At 38.6% G+C, this 24,684-nt stretch carries 15 protein-coding genes; 9 read left to right on the top strand and 6 right to left on the bottom strand.

The window, feature by feature from the left end:
• The first annotated feature begins 20 nt into the window (after positions 1–20).
• The 9 genes from D1614_RS09505 to D1614_RS09465 all read left to right on the top strand — a co-directional run bounded on the left by D1614_RS09505 (position 21) and on the right by D1614_RS09465 (position 13,871).
• On the top strand, positions 21–1,874 hold the full coding sequence (locus D1614_RS09505; RefSeq protein ID WP_119437678.1) for a DUF262 domain-containing protein: 1,854 nt from the start codon (positions 21–23) through the stop codon (positions 1,872–1,874).
• On the top strand, positions 1,864–4,938 hold the full coding sequence (locus D1614_RS09500) for a type I restriction endonuclease subunit R (RefSeq protein WP_119437677.1): 3,075 nt from the start codon (positions 1,864–1,866) through the stop codon (positions 4,936–4,938). Before D1614_RS09505 ends, D1614_RS09500 begins: the two co-directional genes overlap by 11 nt.
• Entirely contained in the window at positions 4,935–6,560 is a 1,626-nt protein-coding gene (locus tag D1614_RS09495) for an HsdM family class I SAM-dependent methyltransferase (RefSeq protein WP_119437676.1), read from the top strand. Before D1614_RS09500 ends, D1614_RS09495 begins: the two co-directional genes overlap by 4 nt.
• Positions 6,553–8,508, top strand: a complete 1,956-nt coding sequence (locus D1614_RS09490) for a restriction endonuclease subunit S (protein WP_119437675.1) — start codon at positions 6,553–6,555, stop codon at positions 8,506–8,508. The genes D1614_RS09495 and D1614_RS09490 overlap by 8 nt, the downstream gene beginning before the upstream one ends.
• A 45-nt stretch (positions 8,509–8,553) precedes the next feature.
• Positions 8,554–9,087 (top strand): hypothetical protein, encoded by a 534-nt coding sequence (locus D1614_RS09485; RefSeq protein WP_119437674.1) that lies wholly within the window; start codon positions 8,554–8,556, stop codon positions 9,085–9,087.
• A 71-nt stretch (positions 9,088–9,158) separates the two neighbouring features.
• Complete coding sequence (locus D1614_RS09480; protein ID WP_119437673.1) at positions 9,159–11,138, top strand: ATP-binding protein; 1,980 nt, start codon at positions 9,159–9,161, stop codon at positions 11,136–11,138.
• A gap of 10 nt (positions 11,139–11,148) precedes the next feature.
• Positions 11,149–12,393, top strand: a complete 1,245-nt coding sequence (locus D1614_RS09475) for a PIN domain-containing protein (RefSeq protein WP_119437672.1) — start codon at positions 11,149–11,151, stop codon at positions 12,391–12,393.
• A 20-nt stretch (positions 12,394–12,413) separates the two neighbouring features.
• Positions 12,414–13,091 (top strand): abortive infection system antitoxin AbiGi family protein, encoded by a 678-nt coding sequence (locus D1614_RS09470; RefSeq protein ID WP_119437671.1) that lies wholly within the window; start codon positions 12,414–12,416, stop codon positions 13,089–13,091.
• Positions 13,092–13,127: 36 nt separating this feature from the next.
• A complete protein-coding gene (locus tag D1614_RS09465) occupies positions 13,128–13,871 on the top strand; it encodes a hypothetical protein (protein WP_119437670.1) in 744 nt (247 codons plus the stop codon).
• Between the two features lie 44 nt (positions 13,872–13,915).
• On the opposite strand, the gene D1614_RS09460 is transcribed toward D1614_RS09465, so the two are convergent.
• The 6 genes from D1614_RS09460 to D1614_RS09435 form a co-directional block, all read right to left on the bottom strand.
• Positions 13,916–15,043 carry a site-specific integrase gene (locus D1614_RS09460; RefSeq protein WP_119437669.1) on the bottom strand — a complete coding sequence of 376 codons (1,128 nt, stop codon included), beginning with the start codon at positions 15,041–15,043 and terminating at the stop codon, positions 13,916–13,918.
• A gap of 605 nt (positions 15,044–15,648) precedes the next feature.
• A complete protein-coding gene (locus D1614_RS09455; protein WP_119437668.1) occupies positions 15,649–17,199 on the bottom strand; it encodes a sulfatase family protein in 1,551 nt (516 codons plus the stop codon).
• 157 nt (positions 17,200–17,356) lie between these two features.
• On the bottom strand, positions 17,357–20,581 hold the full coding sequence (gene lacZ, locus D1614_RS09450; protein WP_162304457.1) for a beta-galactosidase, LacZ type: 3,225 nt from the start codon (positions 20,579–20,581) through the stop codon (positions 17,357–17,359).
• A gap of 64 nt (positions 20,582–20,645) precedes the next feature.
• Positions 20,646–21,692, bottom strand: coding sequence for a glycoside hydrolase family 88 protein (locus tag D1614_RS09445; RefSeq protein WP_438268350.1), 1,047 nt, complete (start codon positions 21,690–21,692; stop codon positions 20,646–20,648).
• A 288-nt stretch (positions 21,693–21,980) separates the two neighbouring features.
• The gene (locus D1614_RS09440) at positions 21,981–23,120 is read right to left on the bottom strand and encodes a glycoside hydrolase family protein (RefSeq protein ID WP_147384141.1); all 1,140 of its coding nucleotides are present in this window, start codon (positions 23,118–23,120) and stop codon (positions 21,981–21,983) included.
• Positions 23,121–23,163: 43 nt separating this feature from the next.
• Positions 23,164–24,606, bottom strand: a complete 1,443-nt coding sequence (locus D1614_RS09435; RefSeq protein WP_119437664.1) for an alpha-L-fucosidase — start codon at positions 24,604–24,606, stop codon at positions 23,164–23,166.
• Positions 24,607–24,684 lie beyond the last annotated feature (78 nt).

The raw sequence follows: 24,684 nt of genomic DNA, 5'->3' as shown, positions 1-24,684 counted from the left end.
AATCAAAACCATATTCTTCAATGGCAATTAAATCAATAAAAGCAACCGATCGTGAACTTGCCGACTGGTTTGTAAAAATTAATAATGGAGAAATAAAGCTACCCAGATTTCAACGATTTGAAGCCTGGGATAGAAGACGGATTACAGGCCTTTTATCAGTAGCAGTTAATAACTTACCTCTTGGTATCACTCTTATTTTAAATGTAGGCGACGAACGAAAGTTTGTAGACAGGTACATTGAAACTGCTGAACCGGACAAAGAAAACCGGGTGACAGAACATTTGCTTGATGGGCAACAACGCTTAACTGCATTTTGGCGAATGATGCATAATAATTATGAGTGGGAAACTTACTTTGTTTACATTCCAGAGCTTGATAAGGTTGAAGATTCGGTTCAATTTGATGAGGTGACGGGGTATTGTCAGCCAAGATGGATGAATAAAGGGAAGAAATACCCGCTTTGGGCGGATGAACCTGAGCCTTGTTATCGTAGAGGACTGATTCCAAGTAATCTGTTTCGTCCCGGTGATATTAATGCTGAGGTTGAAGCTTGGATTGAAGCCGCTTTGGTAGATAAAATGCCCAAAGAGGGTGCAACAGATATGACCTTGGTTCACCAATATTTTAAATGTCGAGAAGAGCTAAAAGCACGCATTGTTGAGATTAGAGAAATAATCACACACTATAATTTACCATTTCTGGCTTTACCAACTGTAACACCAAAGGAAACAGCGTTAAATGTTTTCATTAACATGAACACCAATAGTAAGCCTTTATCATTATTTGATATTATTGTTGCAGAAGTTGAAGGAAAGAAAGGTGAGTCGTTACATGATTTACAATCCGACCTGGACGCAAACCACCCAAATGTAAAATCATACTTCGATCTATCAGATCTAATATTGTCAACGTCTGCATTATTACAAGATAAAATTCCTAATCAACGTGGTATGATTGATATGGACAAGGCTGTATTGGTTGACAATTGGGATAAGTTGCAGAAAGGACTGGTTAGTATGGCAGTCTTTCTTGAAAGTCAAGGAATATTTGATAAACAAAGGTTACCTACAAATGCTGTTTTAGCAGTTATCGCCTCTTTATATACATTGATTCCTGATTCGGGAGATGAAAGAGGAAGTACAGAGATACTATTGAAAAAGTATTTATGGAAATCTTTCTTTTCAGAGCGATATGAAAATTCGACAGCTTCAAGAGCTTTTGCCGACTATAAAGTGCTAAAAAATATAATCACCAAATCAACAAAAGATGATGGCTCTCATTATAAGGAGACAGATGCTCCCGTATTTTCAAAAGACTTCCCACTGGTTACTGTGGAAGAACTAAAGGTAGTAAAGTGGCCTAAAGGTGAAAATGTTAGAGGACGTGCAATATTAGCAGTGGCAAATTATCTGGGAGCGTACGATTTTGCTGATGGGCAAAAAGCATCAAGAGAACATTTGCTATCGCGTGAGTATCATCATATTTATCCTGATGCTTTGCTAAAAGAAGCAAAAATTGAAAGTTACCTTGCTTTAAACTGTTCATTAATAACTAATGTAACTAACAGAACAATAGGAAGGAAAGATCCTTTGACCTATTTAAAAGAACGTTATGAATGGATGAGTGAAGAAATCGTTGACCAGCGATTAAAAAGTCATCTGATACCAGTTGCAGAACTTGCTAATGGCGGCTATGCTGATTTGGGAGAAGAAGAGAAAATTGCGAAGATTGAATCAGATTTTGAAGAGTTCATTGATGTGAGAGCCAGACTGGTACACAGTGCTGCAAAAGAACTTTGTGAAGGAAAAGCAATATCATTTGGTGAGATATTTCAAAATGTTCAATCCAAACAATTAGTTGACGATGAAATTTAACGAAGATTCAAGGGTAAAAATACCGGCCATTTTGCACCTAACCAGATTGGGGTACTCCTACCTTTCATTGAAAGACTCTGAATGGAATATTGACACCAACATTTTTACCGGAATCTTTAAAAATAGTGTGGCAGCTATTAATCCCGGCTCTGAGCCAGAGGATATTGACAAGCTGCTGGAAGAAGTCAATCTGAGCCTCGAAAATGAAGATTTAGGTAAAGCCTTTTATGAAAAGCTCACAACAAAATCAGGTTTAAAACTGATCGACTTTGAAAACTTCACAAATAATACTTTTAATGTGGTTACGGAACTTACCTACAAAAATGGTGACGAAGAGTTTCGGCCTGATATTATTTTATTGGTTAATGGGATGCCACTGGTATTTATCGAGGTAAAAAAACCAAACAACCGTGAAGGTATTATTGCTGAACGTGAAAGAATCAACAGGCGTTTTCAGAACAAAAAATTCAGACGTTTTGTGAATATTACTCAGCTCATGGTTTTCTCCAACAATATGGAATACGACGATGAGGAAATTGAGCCTATACAGGGTGTATTTTATGCTTCACCTTCCTATTACAAGCCTATCTTCAACTATTTCAGGGAGGAGGAACAATTTGACCTTGCTGCCCTGCTAAGGCCTGAGGGTGATGCACTGGAAAATTTTATTTTGAAAGATAACAACCTGAATATAATAAAGTACAACCCTGAATTCCTGACTAATAAAAATCCAGATACACCTACAAACCGAGTCTCAACATCATTGTTTTGCAAAGAGAGATTGGCTTTTATGCTTCAATATGCTTTCGCGTATGTGAAAGACCAAAAAGGCTATCAGAAACACATCATGCGTTATCCGCAGATTTTTGCCACCAAAGCAATTGAAACGAAGCTCAACGATGGTATAAAAAAAGGTATCATCTGGCACACACAGGGAAGTGGTAAAACAGCCTTGGCCTATTACAATGTAAAACACCTGACAGATTACTATCAGAAAAAATCAGTTATTCCAAAGTTCTACTTTATTGTTGATCGGCTGGATTTAGCAACTCAGGCAAAACGTGAATTTGCAAGTCGTGGTTTGGTGGTACATACTGTTAGTTCAAGAGATGAATTTGCCAGAGAGATTAAAAAAACAACTGCTGTACATAACCATTCCGGCAAGCCTGAAATTACTGTGGTTAATATCCAGAAATTCAAAGATGATCCGGATGTAATTTCAACGAAGGATTACGACATTAATATTCAGCGTGTCTATTTTTTGGATGAGGTACACAGGAGTTACAATCCCAGGGGCAGTTTTCTTGCTAACCTGAAAGAGTCAGACCCTAATTCTGTAAAAATAGGGTTGACCGGAACACCATTGTTGGGCGACGATTATAATTCAAAATTGCTGTTTGGAAATTACATTCATAAATACTACTACAATGCATCCATTGCCGACGGTTACACATTAAGGCTAATTCGGGAGGAAATAGCAACCAATTACAAAATGGTTCTGGCCAAAGCCCTTGATGAACTGGAAATTCTAAAAGGAGATGCGAACAGAGAAGAAGCTTTTGCCCATCACAACTTTGTAGAACCGATGCTTGATTACATCATAAATGATTTTGAATCGAGCCGGGTGCTATTCAACGATTGCAGCATTGGAGGTATGGTTGTTTGCGACAGTTCAAAACAGGCAAAAGCACTATTTGAAATATTTAGTGAGAAATATTCCAATTCGCACCAACAAAACAATGAACCGGCCCAAGCAGCAGAACCACATCAGTCGTATGGAGAAAAGCAGAAACAGAAATGTAAGGTTAAGTCAGCAGAACTAATTTTACATGACGTTGGCACGAAAGAGGAACGCAAGCTAATGGTGGAAGATTTTAAGGATGGTAAAATAGATTTTCTGTTCGTTTACAACATGCTGCTAACAGGATTTGATGCACCTCGATTAAAAAAACTATACCTGGGGCGTGTAATTAAACGCCATAACCTTCTGCAAACTTTAACAAGGGTAAATCGGACATACAAAGATTTCAAATACGGTTATGTGGTTGATTTTGCTGATATACGCAAAGAGTTTGATGCCACCAATAAAGCCTACTTCGATGAGTTACAGGCTGAGTTAGGCGATGAAATGCAAACCTACTCTAACCTTTTTAAATCGAAAGAAGAGATTGAGGAAGAGATTGCAGATTTAAAAGAAGTGTTATTTCACTTCGATACATCCAATGCCGAAGTATTCCAGCAGCAGATAAGCCAGATTAGCAGCATCGAGAAAATGCAGCAGTTGAAGAAGGTATTAGGTAACGCTAAAGAACTGTATAACCTCATACGCTTATTTGGACATTACGACTTGCTGGAAAAAGTTGACTTTGATAGAATCAACATTTTGTACCGGGAAGCAAGTAATCATCTTGATTTACTACATCTTAAAGAAACCGTGGAAAGCAGTACCGACACCACCAACCTATTAAATGTGGCTTTGGAAGATGTGCTGTTCATGTTCACCAAAATAAAGGAAGAAGAACTGATTATTGCCGATCAGTTAAAAAATACTTTGCGAATAACAAGGGAGGCACTTGCCGGGAACTTCGATAAAAAAGACCCGGAATTTATTTCGTTAAAAGAAGAGTTGGAACGCTTATTTAAAAACAAGAAGTTAAATGAAATATCGCAGGAAGAAATGAAAGCCAATATTGAAAGTCTGCGAAAAATACACGAAAAGATTAAGGAGTTAAATCGTCAGAATAACTTGCTGCGTGACAAGTATAAAAAAGACGAAAAATACGCTCGAATACATAAGCGTTTAATGGAACGCGGTACTATTACCCAAAAAGAAATTCAACTTTTTGAAGCATTGGAAGGCATTAAAAATGAGGCTGATGAGACGGTCTTGCAAAATTCTCGAATATTAAGCAATGAAAGTTACTTTGAACAGTTAATGATTAAGCTGGTAATAAATAAATTTGTGCGCGAGAACAACATTAAACTGGACGCCGAAAGCTCGAAATACATTAACAGCTTGGTAGTGAAGGAATATATGAACGATTTTAACGGGGTAGTTGCATGACAACATTAGATTTTCAGATAAAGACGAAGGAATTAATTGACGGACTGAAAGGCGTATGTGCCAATTATGGTTTAGGGAACGATGGCAATGAATTTAAAATAATCACACAGGTATTTCTGTATAAGTTTTTGAACGATAAGTTTGCCTACGAAGTTAAACAGCTTGATGAGAAGCTTGCCAATGCTGAAAGTTGGGAGCAGGCTATTAGTGAATACAGCGACAATGATTACGAAATGCTGTTATTGCAATTAAATGCCGATACAGCAAAGCTGAAACCAGAGCATTTGATTACAAACTTGTTTAGTAAACAAAACGAAGCTGATTTTGCCAAGACGTTTGACGATACTTTACGTGATATAGCCATTAACAACAACGATATTTTCTCTGTGAAAACTGCTGGTGGAGCAAAAGTTACGTTGTTCGACAGGTTGAGTGAATTTATTTCGGATACATCATTGCGCGACGACTTTTGCCGGGCAATGATTAATAAGCTAACCGGCTTTAGTTTTGAGCATATTTTCAACCAGAAATTTGACTTTTATGCTACTATTTTTGAGTATCTGATAAAAGACTACAACGCCAACGCCGGTGGCAAATATGCTGAATATTTTACGCCTCATGCAGTAGCTAAAATTATGGCTGCCATAATGGTAAATAAACCAGTACAAAATGTGACTTGCTATGATCCAAGTGCCGGATCGGGAACTTTGTTGATGAACCTTGCTCACGCCATTGGAGAAGACAAGTGTACCATCTATTCACAGGATATTTCACAAAAGTCGTCGAACCTGCTACGTTTAAATCTGATTCTGAATAACCTGGTACATTCCATTCAGAATATTATTCAAGGCAATACCTTGCTCAATCCTTACCACGTTAACGAAAAAGGAGAACTGGAAAAGTTTGACTACATCGTGTCAAATCCGCCATTTAAGCTTGATTTTTCTGATTTTAGGGATGACTTGGATACCAAAGAAAACAACGACCGCTTTTTTGCTGGCATAGCCAAAGTACCAGCAAAAGCTAAAGACAAAATGGCAATTTACCCGCTGTTTATCCAGCACATTATGTACAGCCTTAACACAGGTGGTAAAGCAGCAGTAGTAGTACCTACCGGATTTATTACGGCTCAAAGCGGTATCGACAAAAAAATACGACAGAAACTTGTAGATGAAAAAATGCTGGCTGGTGTGGTAAGTATGCCAAGCAATATATTTGCAGCTACCGGAACTAATGTATCCATTTTGTTTATTGATGATGAAGACAAAGGCAATGTAGTATTAATAGATGCTTCCAACCTTGGAGAAACAATTAAAGACGGTAAAAATCAAAAGACAGTTTTATCTGAAAGCGAAGAAAAGAAAATCATTCAAACTTTCAATAACAAGATTCCTGAAGATGATTTCTCGGTGGTAGTTAATTACGACGATATTAAAGCCAAAAACTACAGCTTTAGCGCAGGGCAATATTTTGAAGTTAAGATTGAATATGTGGATATTACACATGTTGAGTTCGAAGACAAAATGAATGGTTTTAAAAGTAATCTGACCACACTTTTTGCGGAATCAACAGAATTAGAAAAGGAAATTAAAAAGCAGTTGGAGGGATTAAATTATGAATAACTACATCCCTTTAGGTGAATTAATTGCTTCAATCTCCCAAACTCATCGTTTTAATAAGGATGAGCTTGTATTTCTTAATACTTCCGATGTTTTGGCAGGAAAAATATTGATTAATCACTATACCAAAGTTTCGGAACTCAAAGGACAAGCAAAGAAGTCAATTAAGAATGGAGATATTTTGTACAGCGAAATTAGACCGAAAAATAAAAGGTATGCCTACGTTAAGAACATTGAAAACATCGAAGATTATATTGTTTCAACTAAATTGATGGTGTTAAGAAATATATCGAAAGATGTTTTAGATACTGATTACTTATACCACTTCCTCACTGCCGAAAGAACTTTGGATTACTTACAACAAAGAGCTGAAAATAGAATCGGTAGTTTCCCTCAGATAACCTTTGACGTCGTAAGTACTTTGCAGATATGGTTACCTGAAATTAGTATTCAGAAAAAGATAGCTTCGGTACTTTCTTCACTCGACACAAAAATTGAAATCAACAATCGAATTAATGTTGAGTTAGAACAGCTGGCAAAAACTCTGTATGATTATTGGTTTGTACAATTTGATTTTCCAAATGAGCAGGGGAAACCGTATAAATCGTCAGGTGGCAAAATGGTATATAGCCCAGAGCTTAAAAGGGAAATTCCTGAGGGGTGGAAAGCTGGTACATTAGATGACTTAGGAACAATCATTGGTGGTAGTACTCCATCTAAATCAAATACCAAAAACTTTTGTTATGGACTTGGAATCCCTTGGATTACACCAAGGGATTTATCACTTAATAAAGGAAATAAATTTATAACAAGAGGCGAGTTTGATGCCACTGATGTAGGTGTTAGAGATGCTTCATTGACAATAATGCCCAAAGGAACAGTTTTGTTAAGTTCAAGAGCACCTATAGGTTACTTGGCAATTTCAAGGACAGATGTAACAACGAACCAAGGTTTCAAATCTTTTGTGACAAACAAGGGCTATTCAACAGAATATGTTTTTTACACTGTTAAAAATATGATTCCGGCCATTGAAAAGAATGGTGTTGGTTCAACATTTAAAGAGGTTTCAGGATCAACATTAAAAACAATTAAGATCTCTTTACCATGTAAAACACTACTCAAAGAATATAATTCTAAAGCTGAGCCTATATTTAAAAGGCAGGATATATTGGAAACCGAAAACCAACAGCTGGCGGCCCTTCGCGATTGGTTATTGCCCATGTTAATGAATGGGCAGGTTACGGTAAAAGATGCTAAAGAGAAAGTTAGTGAGTTGGGATTGGCTGCTGAACCGGCAGTAGGATATGGCAAAACTGTTAATGTGGATTTCCAAACTAAAGAATGTGAACCAATAGAAAGAGCTGTACTTGCTGCATATATTGTGAAAAGAATTGGACACGAACAGATTGGTAGAACGAAGCTGATGAAGCTACTACACTTAACTGAGTATCACTGCCGAATAAATGTTAACTCTCATTTTGTAAAGAAAACAGCCGGACCCTACGATGGGAAACTAATTAAAGATGTAGAACAGTATTTTCAACGGTTTCGCCTCTACTCTACAGAAAAGGAGAAGAAAGGGAATATCACAGAGGTACACTATCTTCCATCTTTGGAATTCGCTTCTATTGATGAAATTTTTAGAGAGAAGTTTGAAGATGAGATGCTTCGCATTAATCACCTTCTTAGTGTGATGAAGAAGTGGGAGCTTAAACACTGTGAGGTAATATCAACTTTATATGCGGTTTGGAATAACCGTATTATAAACAACCAGCCTGTAAGTGAGCATCTTTTAGAACAAGACTTCTTGCAATGGAGTAATCGCAAAAAGAAATATGATAAGGATGATATTATCATAAAGTCGTTTCGCTGGATGAAAGAAAATGGAGTTGTGCCAACAGGTTGGGGAGCTGAGGTAGAGAGTGAAGAAAGTGATCAACTTCTGGCATAGTATTTAATGGTTACACGATAACACACTTGAAAAGAGCTTGCATTTATGACAAAAAAACGAGACGATGATAGCTGGATTTTAATAGTACTGTTTCTCTTATTTCTATTGATAATATATGTAGCGTCACTTGGAAAAGTCGATGTCGGCACTAATTTTTCGTTTGATGAGTTTAAAGAAAATAAGGAGCAGGCAAAACATCGTCATGATAAATTGAAAGCATTACTCGAAAAGAAGGAGACTTTAAAAACAAAACTAACCAAACGATTTAATAGAATTTATCTCGCGGTACGTTTTTGCTTTGTCGTCTTATGGGGTTTATATCTGTTTGGATTATATAGGATCGGCTGGGTGCAAAACCTTGAAGATGCAATTAACTACTCTGAGGCAGCAATTCTTGTATGGTTGGCATTTAACTTTTTAACCTTTGGCAACCTGTCCAACTTAAATAACTTCCTCAATCTTATTAAAATGAAGTTACAAAACTGGATATGGGGCAAGTATATTGATATTGATGAAAGCATTGAAGATCATAAACTCGAAATTCAAACTTGCCAGGTAACAATTCAGAAATACAATTAAAAGAATTCAGCAGTTAGATTACAGTAGAATACACAAAAGTGATGATAAATTGAACCTAATACCTGAACAGCATGGAAATTGATATTAAAGGAAAAATTAACGAAAAGAAACTTGCCTACAATAACACTCTCTTGCCATTATATGAAGCTGTAGTAAACTCAATACAGGCAATAGAAGAAGATAGTGCCACGTCCCCAGGCATAATTGAAATTGATATAATACGATCAACACAGCAAAGCTTAGACTTTGAAGGTGAAAAAGGGGATCAGTTGCCAGAAATAGTCGATTTTGTCGTTACCGACAATGGTATTGGGTTTAATGACGAAAACTATGAATCCTTTAATTATGCACACTCCACATATAAAAAGGGAGGAAAGGGAATTGGTCGATTCACTTGGCTTCGCGCATTTAAAAGAGCAGAGATTGAAAGCCGATACAGGGAGAATGGATATTGGAATCTTAGAAAATTCAGTTTTGAGCCGACAAAAAAAGGGATTGAGAAACATTCTAATGAGAGAGTAAATAGTACTGATGAACGATATACAATTGTTAAGCTAAAGGGATTAAAAGAAGATTACAGAAAATGGTGTAACAGCAAGCCGGAGGACATTGCTTTTAAAATAATCGAACACACATTTATTTACTTTTTAAGTAAGGATTGTCCTCGAATCATTATTAATGACGTTGATAGCCAACTGGTTGTGAATGATTTGTTTAATTTGTTTACGAATGGCCAAGTTAAAACAAAGCCATTGAAAATTAGGGCTAACAAATTCAAATTGAGCATAGTAAAGCTGCTTAATGGTAAACGTCCCGATAATAAAATTCATTACTGTGCTAATTCGCGAGAAGTCGATTACGATAAAATAGCGACTGACATTCCTGAACTGGATAATTTTCTTGTTGATGAAGAAGGCAATAACTTCTCAATTGCTGTTTATGTTGAAGGTGAATACCTTGATGAGAACGTAAATGAGGAAAGAACCTCAATCAGTTTTAACAAGAGTGAGTTTGAATTTGATGACCAAACTTCGCAAGAGGAACTACGAAAAGCAATTACAACTTTAATAGAAGATGAATTTGAAGGCCAAATTCAGGAATTGTCATCGATTCGAATAAATCGGGTAAAAGAATTTGTTTCACAACACCCGAGATATAAGCAGTTACTGAAATATAAACCTGATGCTTTAAAGCGCATTCCTTCGACATATTCCGAAGATAAAATGGAGATTGAAGTATTCAAGATACAGCAGGAGTTAGAGCTTGATGTAAAAAAAGAAACAACTTCGGTCTTGAAATTCATCGACAGCGAGGAAGATCTGACCGATTTTGAAGACAGCCATAAGGAATTATATGCAAAAATTATTGAGGTTGGAAATGCTAAGCTTTCCGAGTACGTGGTACATCGCAAACTGGTTTTAGACCTTTTTGACAAGCTATTAAAACGAAAAGCCCCGGAAAGAGCCGTACACAGCCTTATTTTTCCACTTCAAACCTTTTCTGATGAGCTTGGTTTTGAGGACCATAATCTTTGGATGCTGGACGAGAAACTTGCTTATCACAAGTACTTGGCTTCTGACAAATCTTTCAAACAGATTAAGCCTTTAAATTCTGATTCACCTGATCGACCCGACCTATTAATTTTCAATAAGCCATTTGCCTTTTCCAATGATGATAAACCCTATGAATCGATTGTTTTAATTGAGTTTAAGCGTCCGATGCGTAATGATTATTCTGAAAAGGAAAATCCAATAGCCCAAATTAATCGTTATGCACGTGAAATCATCAATGGTGATGTCAAGGACAAACATGACAGGGAGTTTGATTTTAGGCCAAACACACCTATCTATGCCTACATTATTTGTGATTTAACAAAGAAGCTAAAGGCATTTGCAGAGGATGCCGGTTACAAGATTCTCCCCGATGGTGATGGCTATTTCTCTTTTAACGATAACTATAATATGTATGTGGAAATAATGAGCTTTGACAAGGTGCTGAAAGATTCGAAAGAAAGAAACCGGGTATTATTTGATAAGTTGAATTTAGCCTAAGCTATTTATCATGAGAACATTCATCTTTTTAGACACGAATAACTGGATATATCTGTCGAATGGTTTTAATGTTTTATCGAACAACCACGATGAACTGCATTTCAAAATATTCGATATAATTACAAAAAGAGTTGAAGACGGTAGCCTTGTCATATTGGTTAATGATATTGTAATTGACGAATGGAGGAGAAATAAAGAAATTGCTGAAAAGCAATTGAAGCTCTTAGAAAACAAGTATAAAAGCTACGCAAATAATATCAAAGCAATAAAGAATTTCGTTGGCAGTGGTAAAAAGAAATTCAAAAAAGTACAAAAGGCATTAAAAGATAAATACGACAAAAAAGTAAAGCAATATCGTGAACATGTAGATAAAGTTGAAGACTTTTTACTCAATAAAACAGTTAAGATAGAGGTTTCGGATCAAGTGAAAGTTGAAGCGTCAAATTTGGCTTTAGAAAAAAAAGCACCATTCATCGGCGATAAAAAAAATAGTATGGCAGATGCCTTAATCTTACTGAGTGCGATCGAACATATCTACGAGAATGAAAAATCCGAGTTCCCTTTTCTTGATGAGGGAGATGAACCACAGTTTCTTTTACCCAAATCGTGTTTTGTTTCCAGTAACAGCGGTGATTTCTCTGCTCCTGATAACAAAGAAAATATTCATCCCGATTTAGAACCGTATCTTTCAAAAACAAAAACAGAGTTTCATTATTCTTTAGGTAAACTAATTAATTCGTTGGAGAATGAGTTCCTGACAATTGAGGAAATTGAGGAAATCGAACATTTCGATGATAGAATACATTGCCCTCAGTGCCAATATGAATACTATCCTTCTGTTGATTTTTCTGATTATTTTGACATTATTGATCCAAACAAGGCATATTACGACAAGAATCAAATACGTATTAGCTTCCCGGACACGGATGACGTAGAAATTCCTGATGATATGACATCACAGTCCATCAGAATCCGAACTGCGGAGTGTAATTATTGCGGGACATCATTTTTTGAATGCCCATGTGGTGAATTAATACCTGTGGAGTGGTCAGATAGGTTTGAATGTCCAGGAGGATGTGGAACTATTTATAATGTTAGTACAGACGCATATAGAGGAGAGGGGATTAATAGTTTTGAAGTAGAAATTGTAAAAGTTGAGCATTGTGAAATGTGCGGAGAAGAAGTTGAATCTGTGAACGAATCTGGACTATGTCCTGATTGTGCTGAAATTGAAGAGAGGAATGTGAATGGCTAATTCTTAAAATCTACAAACATATGACCAGAGTAAGTTCAACCACCTTGTTTAATTTCACAGATAGTATCGATTTTTTGATTGATAACTTGAAAAATGGCTTCTACTGTCATAACACATACGAAAAGCTGCCAATAGCAAACAATGGTTATCGAATCCCGATGGCATGTTTTTGTGACATACCACTAAGCTTAATAAAAGAACATTTTGATTGGTACGGCAGATATGGTATCGGGATAAAACGTACTTATGCCAGAGAGCAAGGAGTAAAGCCTGTTTGGTATGTGACCAGTGAAAATACCTTTGTTAAAAGGTTGGTAGGGAAAGAAAATGTTGAACCCTATGTAGAACGACATTTATTGCCCTATTTAAAACAATTCATTGGGTTCCAATACTATCAAAAAGAAAATAGACGGAGACGCAAAAAGTTTTATGATGAACGTGAATGGAGATATGTCCCGCCCACGGCAACTACTGAGCTACTTGTAAAAGTAAAGAAAGAAAACATACCAGATGCAATTCAAAATGGCGATAGAATGAAACTTGATCTGAATCAGGTAGAATATATCATTATTGAAAAGGAGCGAGACTTTGACAGAATACTAAAAGAATTAATACCACTTTGCGAAGAAAGACATATCAGGTATGAAAGCTTGGTGTCAAAAGTAATAACGGCAAGACAAATTGAAAGAGACTTTTGATTGCAAATCTTCTCAACCTAATTTAAAATCAAGAGTATGGCAATGAAAACTGGGATTTGTAAATTATGTCTTCAAGAAAAACAACTTCTAAATAAATCTCATATAATTCCAGACTTTATGTACCGTGATGGTAAAATATATCATGATGACCACACGGTGCATAAAATTGATTTTGGGAAGTCCTTAAAAGGTAAAGTTGCGAGGAGAGGAAGACAGAATAGTGGAGAGTATGAGGGCGGTATCTTATGCAAAGAATGTGATGGTGGAATAATAAAGAATTATGAGGATTACACAAAACTATTCTTATATGGAAAGCAATTAAGCAATCAGCTTATGTATCAATTTTCGCCAGGACAGGTAACAGTTCAGAACGTAGATTATGCTAAAATTAAGTTGTTCTTTTTGTCGATATTGTGGAGGGCTTCCGTTTCATCAAGGCCATTTTTTAAAGAGATTAAGATTGATGAAAATGTTAGGGAAGAATTACGAGAGATGATTTTGAATGGAAATCCCAAAGGAAATGAGGATTTCACAATGCTATTTATGCTTGATGCAGGTGATAATCCTAACTTGAAACAATATATTGGTCAGCCGGTTGGCTCTGACAATGGTAGGAGTTTTCTATTTACCTATCCCGGCTTAATTGTTTATTATGTATTCGATATTGATATAGTTCCAAAACAAATATTAAATTTCAGAATATATGATACAGGTGAAATAAGGCTAATGAAGTTATCGGGAAGGCAAATTTGGGACTTGTTTAAATACCTGTTTGGATAATCACAATTGTCGCATATAAATTAGACCAGACACCAATGACATTTCTATAACTTTAATTCAGGAATCCCATTAACAGCCTTATTTTTTAATTCATCAACAGCCCGAGTATATTTTTCAGTGTGTTTCAAACCTGAGTGGCCCAGCAGCGAAGCAACAGTTTTAATATCTGTTTTAACCTCTCCAAGTAAGTTTACAGCAAAAGAGTGCCGGGCGCAGTGCCAAGTGATGTGCTTGTTAATTTTAGCATTACCGACCCATGTTTTCAAATTATTTAGACAACCCGTATGGGAAGGAAGATTGAAAATCTTATCGTCTGGCAACTTTTGTTCTCCAATCAGTCTCATTGCTGTAGCGTTGAGATCAATAATTACAAGTGAATTGGTGGAGCTATGTTTTGTCTTTGCCTGATTAACTGTTAATTTCCGGTTGCTGTAATCAACATTCCTGTATTTCAATTCATTAACATCAACCCATCGCAACCCTGTATTGAGAGAGAAAAGAAAAGCCCTTTTCACCTCTGAGTTAGGGCAATCAGCATCGGCTAACGCCTGTATCTCTTTAAACGTGAGAATATCCTTTTTCAATCCTTCATTAATTGTAATACTTATACCTGCTGCTGGATTCTTATGAAATAAATTTTTAGATACAGCATAGGTAAGAACCTTTTTAAATCTTTTAAAATAAGATGCCGGTGTTTCTCCTTGTAATTTTGATTGAAGATAATCAGCGTATTTTTGAATCAAAAACGGCGTAATATCTTTTGGATATAATGGGGATGACAAAGAAATATTTTCCTCTTTGAGAAAGCTTTTAAAGTACTCAAAACTACCTTTCACCATTCGATCATCCTTCTTGTTGTAGTTGTCAAGAAAGTCCTGAAAAAAGGCTAAAAAATTCGTTTTTTTAAGATGAGGTGCAATGAACCCAAATTCATCATGATTTAGTTCTTCCTCTCTCTTCGTCCTCGTGTTTTCTGCAAGCTGGTAGTTTTTGTTATTCTGCTCTCGGTCAAAAGGTGTTTGTGGCTTATCTATGATGTATAGTTTTAAGAATTCATAAGACCTTTTTCCACTCCTATATATATCCAAATACAGCGAAATATTCCCATTTGCCAATGTTTTTTCTCTTAAAACAACATTATTTTTTCGTGTTCCTCTCCTTTTTCTTCCCATAATGCACTGATATATAGTGTTCTAAATAATGTTTACTCTATTTAACAGCGAGTAACAAAATAGTAACAAAAAAAGTAAATTTAAGATTTTTTGAAAAGAAACCAAAAACAATGAAATTTTTTATACTATTGTATTACAGTATTTTAAGTTGTATATGATTTCTTTTGAATTGCTATAAATTACCTAAATTCTGGGTTGTGTACCCGCCTCGGGTACTAGGTGAAAGCCAAATGAACAAAAAGTGCTTAAATCAATGATTTAAGCACTTTCTTCTTTTTCTGTAACATCCAAAACAAACTTACTATCCACTTTATCGACTAATTCTCCCATGGAAATACCCCGATAGTCACTTAAGTGTCAATAAGACATATGCTATCTCTACTGGGTAATTTTAACTGCTCATCGGTATTAATGCCAGCTACACCTTTCAATTTTAAAAAGATTGCTTCGCAAAATCGAACATGAAATTATTTTTGTACTGTTTTTTTTGATGCAAAAACTATTAGCCTGTGCTGAACAAGAAACTGTAAAATGAACTCTGTCTAACAATATTAAATATGAATGAAAGAAAATTACACTTCCAGACTAGTTCCAATGATTATGAATCAGTTGTCATCTAAAATTATTCTAAATTCTTCCATGAGCTCATTTACCTTTTCAGGCATCTGTTTTGCCAAATCATTCCGCTGCGCAATATCGTCTGTAATGTTATACAGCTGTGTATCATACCCAAAACCAGTTTCGTTATCGACCCCCCAACTCACTTTTTTGGTGCCTTCGTACGCAGGTATCAGTATCCAGTCGCCTTTCCTGAATGCCGTTCGATGATAGAGCCCCTCGACAACAACACTTTCTCTTCCTTTTTGCGAGTGGCCAAGCAGCACATCCAGCATATCTTCGCTATCGGTTTGTGGGACGGTTTGCCCAGTTAATTTACTTAAGGATGCCACCAGGTCAACCTGAGAAATAATTGTATTGGACACTCCCGGTTTAATTTTGTCTTTCCACATCACCATAAAAGGAACCCTTGTTCCGGCATCATATAAACTATATTTACCTCCCCTGAGAGGACCGGCGGGTGTATGATCACCTACTTTCTCTGCCGATTCGTCCAAATAACCATCATCGAGCACCGGCCCATTGTCACTCGAGAATACAATAAGGGTGTTTTCCATTAGCCCTTCCTGCTCCAGCGTTTTCAGAAATTCACCAACACACCAATCTGCTTCTGCAATAACATCGCCACGCGGTCCCATTCCTGTTGTGCCCACAAATCGGGGATGTGGCACCCTCGGCACATGCGGCTGGTGCAGGGCATAAAACAGGAAGAATGGATTGTCACTTCTTTGTTTTACAAATTGCTGCGCCCTTACAAGAAATGTATCTGCCATATTTTCATCTATCCATTGCGCAGACTTCCCTCCTTTCTGATAGCCAATTCTGGAAATACCATTATTAATGCTCATGTCGTGTCCGTGGCTATACATTACTTTTAAAAGTTCAGGATTGGCTTTTCCGGTTGGTTCGCCTTCAAAGTTTTTCTTGTAACTAACCTTTAATGAATCGGTTTTATCTAATCCAACCACATCACCATTCTCAACATACACATTGGGCACACGGTCGTTGGTAGCAGCCATCACGTATGAATAATCAAAACCTATGGCATTGGGATTTAATTTTATTGTCTCATTCCAATCCACATAGCCGTCGCCCATTCCTAAATGCCATTTCCCTACTACGGCTGTTCTGTAGCCAGCATTCTTCAATATTTTTGGCAATGTAGGCTGCTCAGTATCTATCAAAAAAGGTGCGTCTCCTGAAAGCACCTGAGCTTTGGCATTACGCCATGGGTATTGCCCGGTGAGCAATGAATAACGGCTTGGTGTACAGGTTGCAGAAGTGGCATATCCATTTCCGAACCGAATACCCTCGGTAGCTATCCGATCTATATTGGGCGTATTAAGTTTTCCTACTCCATAAGCACTTATGTCACCATATCCCAAGTCATCGGCATATATAATGACAACGTTAGGATGCTTAACGCCTTGTTCAATATCTGTTTCGGTACCATTACCCTTCAATAATTGATATCCCACCCAAAAAACACAGGCACATATCACAATCAATAATATCCGCAGATTTTTTTTCTTTTTCATAATCTTCTAAATAGCTATTCTGACCTATGTTTCCAACTAATTAACCTGTTAAAAACTTGTTGAAACCATGGATCTTCACGATGCTTCAACCAGTACACCATTGGCTCAAAAATTCCTTACTACAGGGTCATTTTTATCCACTGCCGCTATATTAATGCTACTCCCATTGTAGAACAAATTCAAACGCATAGTTATTTGCTTTCAGCCAATACTTTTCATGGGTTCTAGATCCCCAACTGTCGTCGCCACCAACTCCCATCTGCTTATAGTCAATATTCAAAGTAATGTTGCCATCTCGTTTCAAATAAACAGGGTGTGTCGCTGCCTCCAGTGTTTCCATACTATAAGGCCATGCCGAAAAATGAATTAATTCTTTGGCAACCACCTTCAATCCGTTCTTCCCTGAATCGGTCAGTGTTACCCAACGAACATCGGCGTGGTTACCATTTTCCTGAGGGCGAACATAATCGTGAATAAATTCATCTACTTTTCCTGAATGGATAGCCACTTCCCCGCATGTTTTGCGGTCCCAATAGGTTTCCCATGGGCCACGACCAAAGAAACTAACATTGTTGTATTTGTCATCAATGGCTAGTTGAACTCCAAATCGAGGCATTTCAGGAATTTCTTCACCTTCCAAACTTACCGATGTATGCACTCTCAATGCTCCATCGCCGGTGATCGTATAGGTGTTCACAACCTCGCTATGGCTTCCGACCACCAATTTACTTTTCACCTCTACAATTACCAATCCTTCTCTTACCTGATCCACATCCACCGACCGCACTTCCATTGAAGGATTCTTCCAAACACTCAGGCGCTTTGGCATTTTATTACCACGATCATTATCGGTCGGCACCCGCCAGAAATTAACTTTAACAGGAGCAGTCAGCAGTTCGGTTTTTCTTTTTTTGTAAGATACAACCTGGCCACTTTTGGGATCGACTTCAACTGAAAATGCCTTGTTGAACACACGAATCGCATCTTCGCTTTGCACCATCTGTAAAGCCGGGAAGGTATCCAGGTCTTGCTCTTCTATTGCCGGCACTTCATAAGGAATAGCGTACTGATCCCATGCTGTCACATGTCCCTTCTTCGCCCATAAACCATCTTCGCGTAAAGTAGCAGTGACTTTCAAATAATACTCAGCACCCGGCTTTAGTTGTGGCTTTTCAAACGGGATACGGATACGCATCTTTTGACGTGGTTCCACATTGTAAATAGGTAATTGTCCCTGCTGCAACAGTTTTCCATTCTCTGTTAGTTCCCAGTTAAATAACAAATGTTCCGTTCCAATAAAGAAATGCTTATTAAACAAATTTACTTCTCCTCTCAACAAATTTACAGGCTCAATCTTATGATATTGGTAAACCTTTTTCACCTCATATAAAGCAGGATTTGGTGTTCGGTCAGGCCGCACAATTCCGTTACAACAAAAATTACCATCGTTAGGGTAATCTTTGTAATCACCTCCATATTTGAAATACACCTTCCCATTATCATCCTTTGCCTGAAGACCCTGATCCACAAAATCCCAGATACAACCACCCTGCAGGTATTTGTTCGCTTCAATCACATCCCAGTAATCCTGAAAATTGCCTAAACTATTTCCCATGGCGTGCGCATATTCAGAAAAAATCCAGGGTTGTGTACGTGTTTGAGATGCAGTATAATCAAAGGTTCCCCATCTCCAGGTGCCTGGGTATATTGAGCCACTCTTACCCGTGGCATAATTAACCAATTCCCACGGATGAGAATATTGCGGACAGATAATATCGGTATAACTGCGTGTGCCGGCGCGCTCGTATTGCACCAGGCGCTCCGGATCGCGCTGACGGATGTAATCGCGCGCCACTTCAAAGCTGGTACCATCTCCGGCTTCATTTCCTAATGACCAGATGATAATGGAAGGATGGTTTTTATCACGCTCTACCATCCGACGAATCCGATCGACATGAGCCTCGCGCCACTCCAGTTGATTGCCCAGTGTTTTAGCTGGTTCATAACCTACTCCGTGCGATTCCACATTGGCTTCATCAATAACATACAAGCCGTACTTATTACATAACTCATAAAAGTAGGGATCATTGGGATAGTGTGCCATCCGCACCGTGTTGATGTTATTTTGCTTCATGATTAACACATCCTGTAACATACGCTCTTTGGATACATTACGCCCCGTAACAGGGTCGTGCTCATGGCGGTTCACTCCTTTTATATAGACAGGCTGTCCATTAACCAGCAATTCACCCTCTTCCACCTTTACATCGCGGAAACCAAAATCGGTGGATACCCGTTCAAGCACATTGCCCTGATCATCTTTTAGCGTCAGAATAGCTTTGTACAAGTATGGATCTTCGGCACTCCACTGACGCGGATTCAAAACCTTTTGTTTTAAATGAACAACACTTTCGTTACCGGGAAAAATCATCACCGTCAGGTGTTCTGCTAAAGGTGATTGTTTGTAGTAATTGCCATTGGCATCCACCAGGTCAAGCTGCAGATGCGTGCGGTACTGAGCTTTTTCTCCATAATTGTGAATGTAAGCCGTAACATTCAATTCTGCGTTTTTATAATCCGCGTCGAAAGTGCTTCGGGCAAAAAAGTCACGGATATGCAATTTTGGTGCAGCCATCAGGTAAACATCCCTGAAAATTCCGCTGAACCTGAAGAAATCCTGATCTTCCAGGTAGGAACCATCACTCCAGCGGTATACTTCCGCCGCCAAAAGGTTTTTACCCGGCTTCACATAGTCGGTCACATTGAACTCTGCTGAAGTCATACTCCCCTGACTATATCCTACTTTCTCACCATTAATCCATAAATAGAATGCACTTTTCACACCATTAAAGTGGATGAACAGCTCGCGCCCATCCCAACTTTCATCAACCATAAACTGGTGTCTGTAAGAGCCAACCGGATTGCGCATTTCGAATGAAGTGTAGGCGCTATCCGGCTCCGACATAACATAGGGAGGATTGTTTTTAAACGGATAAGTTGCATTGGTATAAATCGGCTTTCCATAGCCGTGCAACTGCCAGTTAGACGGTACCGGAATGGTGTTCCATTTAGAATCATCAAAACTGGTCTGATAAAATTCAACAGGTCGTTCGTCCGGGTGCTTAACCCAGTTGAACTTCCAGTTTCCATTCAACAGCTGTATCCATTGTGAATTTTCTGCTTGCCCACTCAGGGCCTGTTCCCACGTATCAAAAGGATAGAGCGTAGCGTGCGGTTGTTCCTTATTGATCCCGATCACCGCAGGATTTTCCCAGTCGTGCTGTTGCGCTTCGGTTTGGCCTATCGAAAAACAAAGCACGACCAATAGAGCCGCCAGGTTTCGAAGGGCCATCATTAATTTATTCTCACTATTTTTTTTCATACACATGGTTCGCTAATTATTATTTCGCCAAGAATTCTTGGCGGATGGGAGTGAAACAGATTAATTATTGTTCTAATTCCCTAAACCGTTTGAGTGCTTCAAGGAAATAGTAATCAGCATAATTGAGAGGTACATCAATTTCGGCTCCATGAGGAATGCTTCCTACTGAGTGTTTTAATAAAAAGAAATTGTTTTCTCCTAACTTTGCTCTGTAGACCGACGAGGCCAATGATTCCATTATCTCTTTCGCTTTTACAAGATAAAGCTCCCTGTTTTCAGAGAAACCGCTAAGTTCGTACAAGGCAGACGCCGTTATAGCAGCGGCTGAAGCATCGCGCAACTCACTAGGAACATTCGGTGCATTGTAATCCCAAAACGGCACTAAGTCATCCGGTAAACTTGGTGAGCTAAAAATGAAATTAGCTATTTCTTCGGCCACCTTTAGATACCTGGGATCCTTTGTTTCGCGATAACACACTGTGTAGCCGTACAAGCCCCAGGCTTGCCCTCTGGCCCAGGCCGAATCATCGGAATACCCCTGCGCGGTATTTTTCTGACGCACATCCCCTGTGATAGTATCATAGTCAACAACATGCCACGAGCTAAAATCCTCCCTGAACTGGTTTGTCAAAGTAGTGTTAGCATGCTGTACTGCAATGTCATAAAAAGTGGAATCACCACTCAGGCGCGTGGCATTAAACAGCAGTTCGAGGTTCATCATATTGTCTATAATGACCGGACATTCCCAACCACGCTGCGACATCCATCCGTTTGTGGTATTCCACGATTGTATAACGCCTGCTCCGGGTCTGAATCGGGTTGATAACGACTTAGCAGCCTGGACAATCACGTTGGCATACTTCTCATTTTTGTTTAAACGGTATGCATTGCCATAACTACATCCGATCATGAAACCCACATCATGATGCCACTTCAGGTATTGCACACTCTCCAACGATTCAGTTAATTCAGTCCCGTAATCGATCCATTTCTGCTCGCCAGTTAGTTCATACATATACCACATCGTACCAGGAAAAAAGCCACTTGTCCAACATTGCGGATTCACATAGCGGGTAGTCCCATCCTCATTAATTGTTCTTGGATTCAACACCTTATTGGTTTTACGAATTGCATCCAATTGCAATCCGATTTGAGCAGATGCAAATTCTATATTCTCTTCTATAAAAGTTTGATTTGCATTTTCCTTCTTACATCCGAAAAAGACTCCTATCGAAATCAAAATAAAAAAAAGCTGTCCCAAAAATCTCATAACACTATTTATAATTATCAATTTCTATTTTTCGCACTTTTCACGACTTTAAACTTAGCAAACCGTCTACCTGGTTTCTTTCACCATCGTTGCACACCCCTTCAATGCCGTACTTTAGAACCATCGAACCTATTTCAGAGGCAATACCATATTCCACGATTTTGTAGAACGATTAAAGCCTCCCGGACCATCCATTGTTGCAAAGAACAAGTGTGTAAGTCTTCCCTGCTCAATTAATCCAAAAGGCCTTTCCAGTTGTCCCATTTTAATGGCCTGTCCATCGCTCCAGTTGATGACACGTTCATAGGCCAGAGGCTGATCATCTACCATCCAGTTGATCGCATCAACGGAGTGTGCCATTACACCCGCATGATGATGTCCTGTGATTTCACCGTACTGGTCTTTGGCAATCATATGATACCCATTTTCATCTTTCCAAATGAAAGGATCTTCTATAACACCAAATTTGTCTTTACTAAATACAGGTTCGTCAGAAACCACCTTTAGCGGGCTGTTAATGTCGGGAGCCATGGCCATACCAATGAACATTCTGCTTTGGAAAGGATACTTATCACCATAAGCTCTCGATTTAAACATCAGCACCACACTTCCATCCTCGTTAATCCAAGGCGATGGATTTGAAGTTAGGAAGCTGTAAAAAGAATCGGGCTTTGTGTCTAAGGCAGGTGCATCACGACGCGCCCAAGGCCCGTACGGACTTTTAGAAGTAGCGATACCGATGCGCTTATTAGAGCGAGCTACTACGGGATAAGCGGTACCTAATTTCAACGTATCAGGGTTGCTAACATCGGCGAAGGGGTGAGTTGATCCGGTGTAAAACATGACGTATAAATCCTTGTAGCGCAATACCCTTGGATTATGGGCAGAGCGCCCGTCCCAATATTGCGCGCCCCGGGCACCAAGGGCCACATCGCTAAATTCAAAGGGGCCTTCAGGAGTGGCAGAAGTGGCGTGTACAATTTCTGAATCAGTCATCCAGCCCGGATGGAAAGGCAATTTTTTTGGCCAACGACTGGCAAACATATGATACAATCCATCGTCGCCTTTTACTACTGAACTTCCCCAAACCCAGTAATCTTCCATTTCAAAACCACCTCCAACAGGAGCCACGCCAATGCGGTCGTACACCAGGTTTGCCCATTCCGGCGTTTCTTTTTCTTCATTGGTTTTCGTTCCTGAACATCCCGATAACAAAATCATCGCGCTAAGAATGACAATACCAATAGTCGTGATTCTCTCTATTTTCATTGCTATAGTATTAAAAGGTAGCCAACTACACTCCCCGAACGTTTTATCTATTAGACTTACCAAATTTAATTCTGAAACCGGCCACCGGTATTTCATCAATTGGGTTAGCTGACATGTTAAGTATTAATCCCAGCTCCGTTTGTTTCCATTCGACTTTATCAGCTCTGCCCAGCCATTCAACACTTTCTATTTTTCCGGCTTTATCGGCTGCCAAAGATTTAATGCACACTTCAGAGCTTTCAAGACTGCACACATAAGCATACACATTTTCTCCTTTTGATGTAAAACGGACTTCGGGAAAAATCTGCCTGGATGTTGCATCATTTACAGCATCTTTCATGGTGTTTTTATCATCGTGCTTTTGAAGCGTATGCTCGCTGATTTTATTATCAAGTCGCTCATTAGCCACATGCCAGGGTTGTGTACCATAAACTCCTTCTGCATTGAGCTTCATCCATTCACCAATCTTTTCTAAGCTGATAAGCGTCTGCTCCGTCATATCGCCTTTAGCTGTAGGCCCATTATTAAGCAAGAAATTACCTCCTTTACTCACTATTTCGAGCAGCTGACGTATCATTAGCTCCGGGCTTTTGTAAGCCGTATCATACGCTACAAACCCCCAGTTGCGACTCATTGTAATACATGATTCCCAAGGGCTGGTATCTCCTTTTTGTACAATGTTTTGTTCGTGAACGTTGTAATCGCCTTTCCCGTTTCCGATGCGGCTATTGATAATGCATTCGGGCTGAATCGTTAATATAAAATTACGCAGTTCTTCGCTTTCGGCTTCACTAATTAATCCGGGCGTATCGAACCATAAAACGTCAACTTTTCCGTATTGGGTAAGCAGTTCTCGTACTTGAGGTTTAACTTTTCGTTCAAAATACTTGTTAAACACCTTTTTATCCTCATCAGGATAGTCCCAGGTATTACTTCTCCCTCCCTTAACCGGCCAGTTTGTCGGCACATCCGGATCTTGCCAATCGCGCCCCAGGGAATAATAAAAACCAAGTCTGATGCCATGTTTATGACAAGCAGCCGACAATTCTTTCATTGGATCTTTTGCATATGGCGTGCAATCGACAATGTCATAATCACTCGAAGGTGAATCAAAAAGGGCAAAACCATCATGATGCTTGGCGGTAATAACCAGGTATTTCATCCCGGCATTTTTTGCGGTCAATACCCACTCTTCTGCATTGTAGTTAACCGGGTTAAAGTCGTTAGCAATAGTGGCATATTCCTTCCAGGGAATACGTTCGTAAAGCATAAAATGCTCGAACCCTGTTGCCTTCCTATCTTTCCAATATCCTGCTGTTTTTGAATATAAGCCCCAGTGAATAAACATGCCAAATTTAGCATCTTCCCACCATGTCAGCTTATTACTTATTTCACTCTTATTTTCTTTTGTTCCGCCATCTGTACCCGCATTTACCCAAAAACAAGAGCTAAGCACGAAGATGGCCAATGTAATAATCCGTTTCATTTAATAGCTGTTTTATAATCCAACAACCTAATTCGAACTGACAACTCGCATCCAGTTTAAAAATTAGAAATGCAGAAT

This window comes from Maribellus luteus (assembly GCF_003576475.1).
Lineage (GTDB): Bacteria > Bacteroidota > Bacteroidia > Bacteroidales > Prolixibacteraceae > Draconibacterium > Draconibacterium luteum.
The sequence above is the reverse complement of the archived record's forward strand: the minus strand, read 5'-3'. Positions and strand labels throughout refer to the sequence as shown.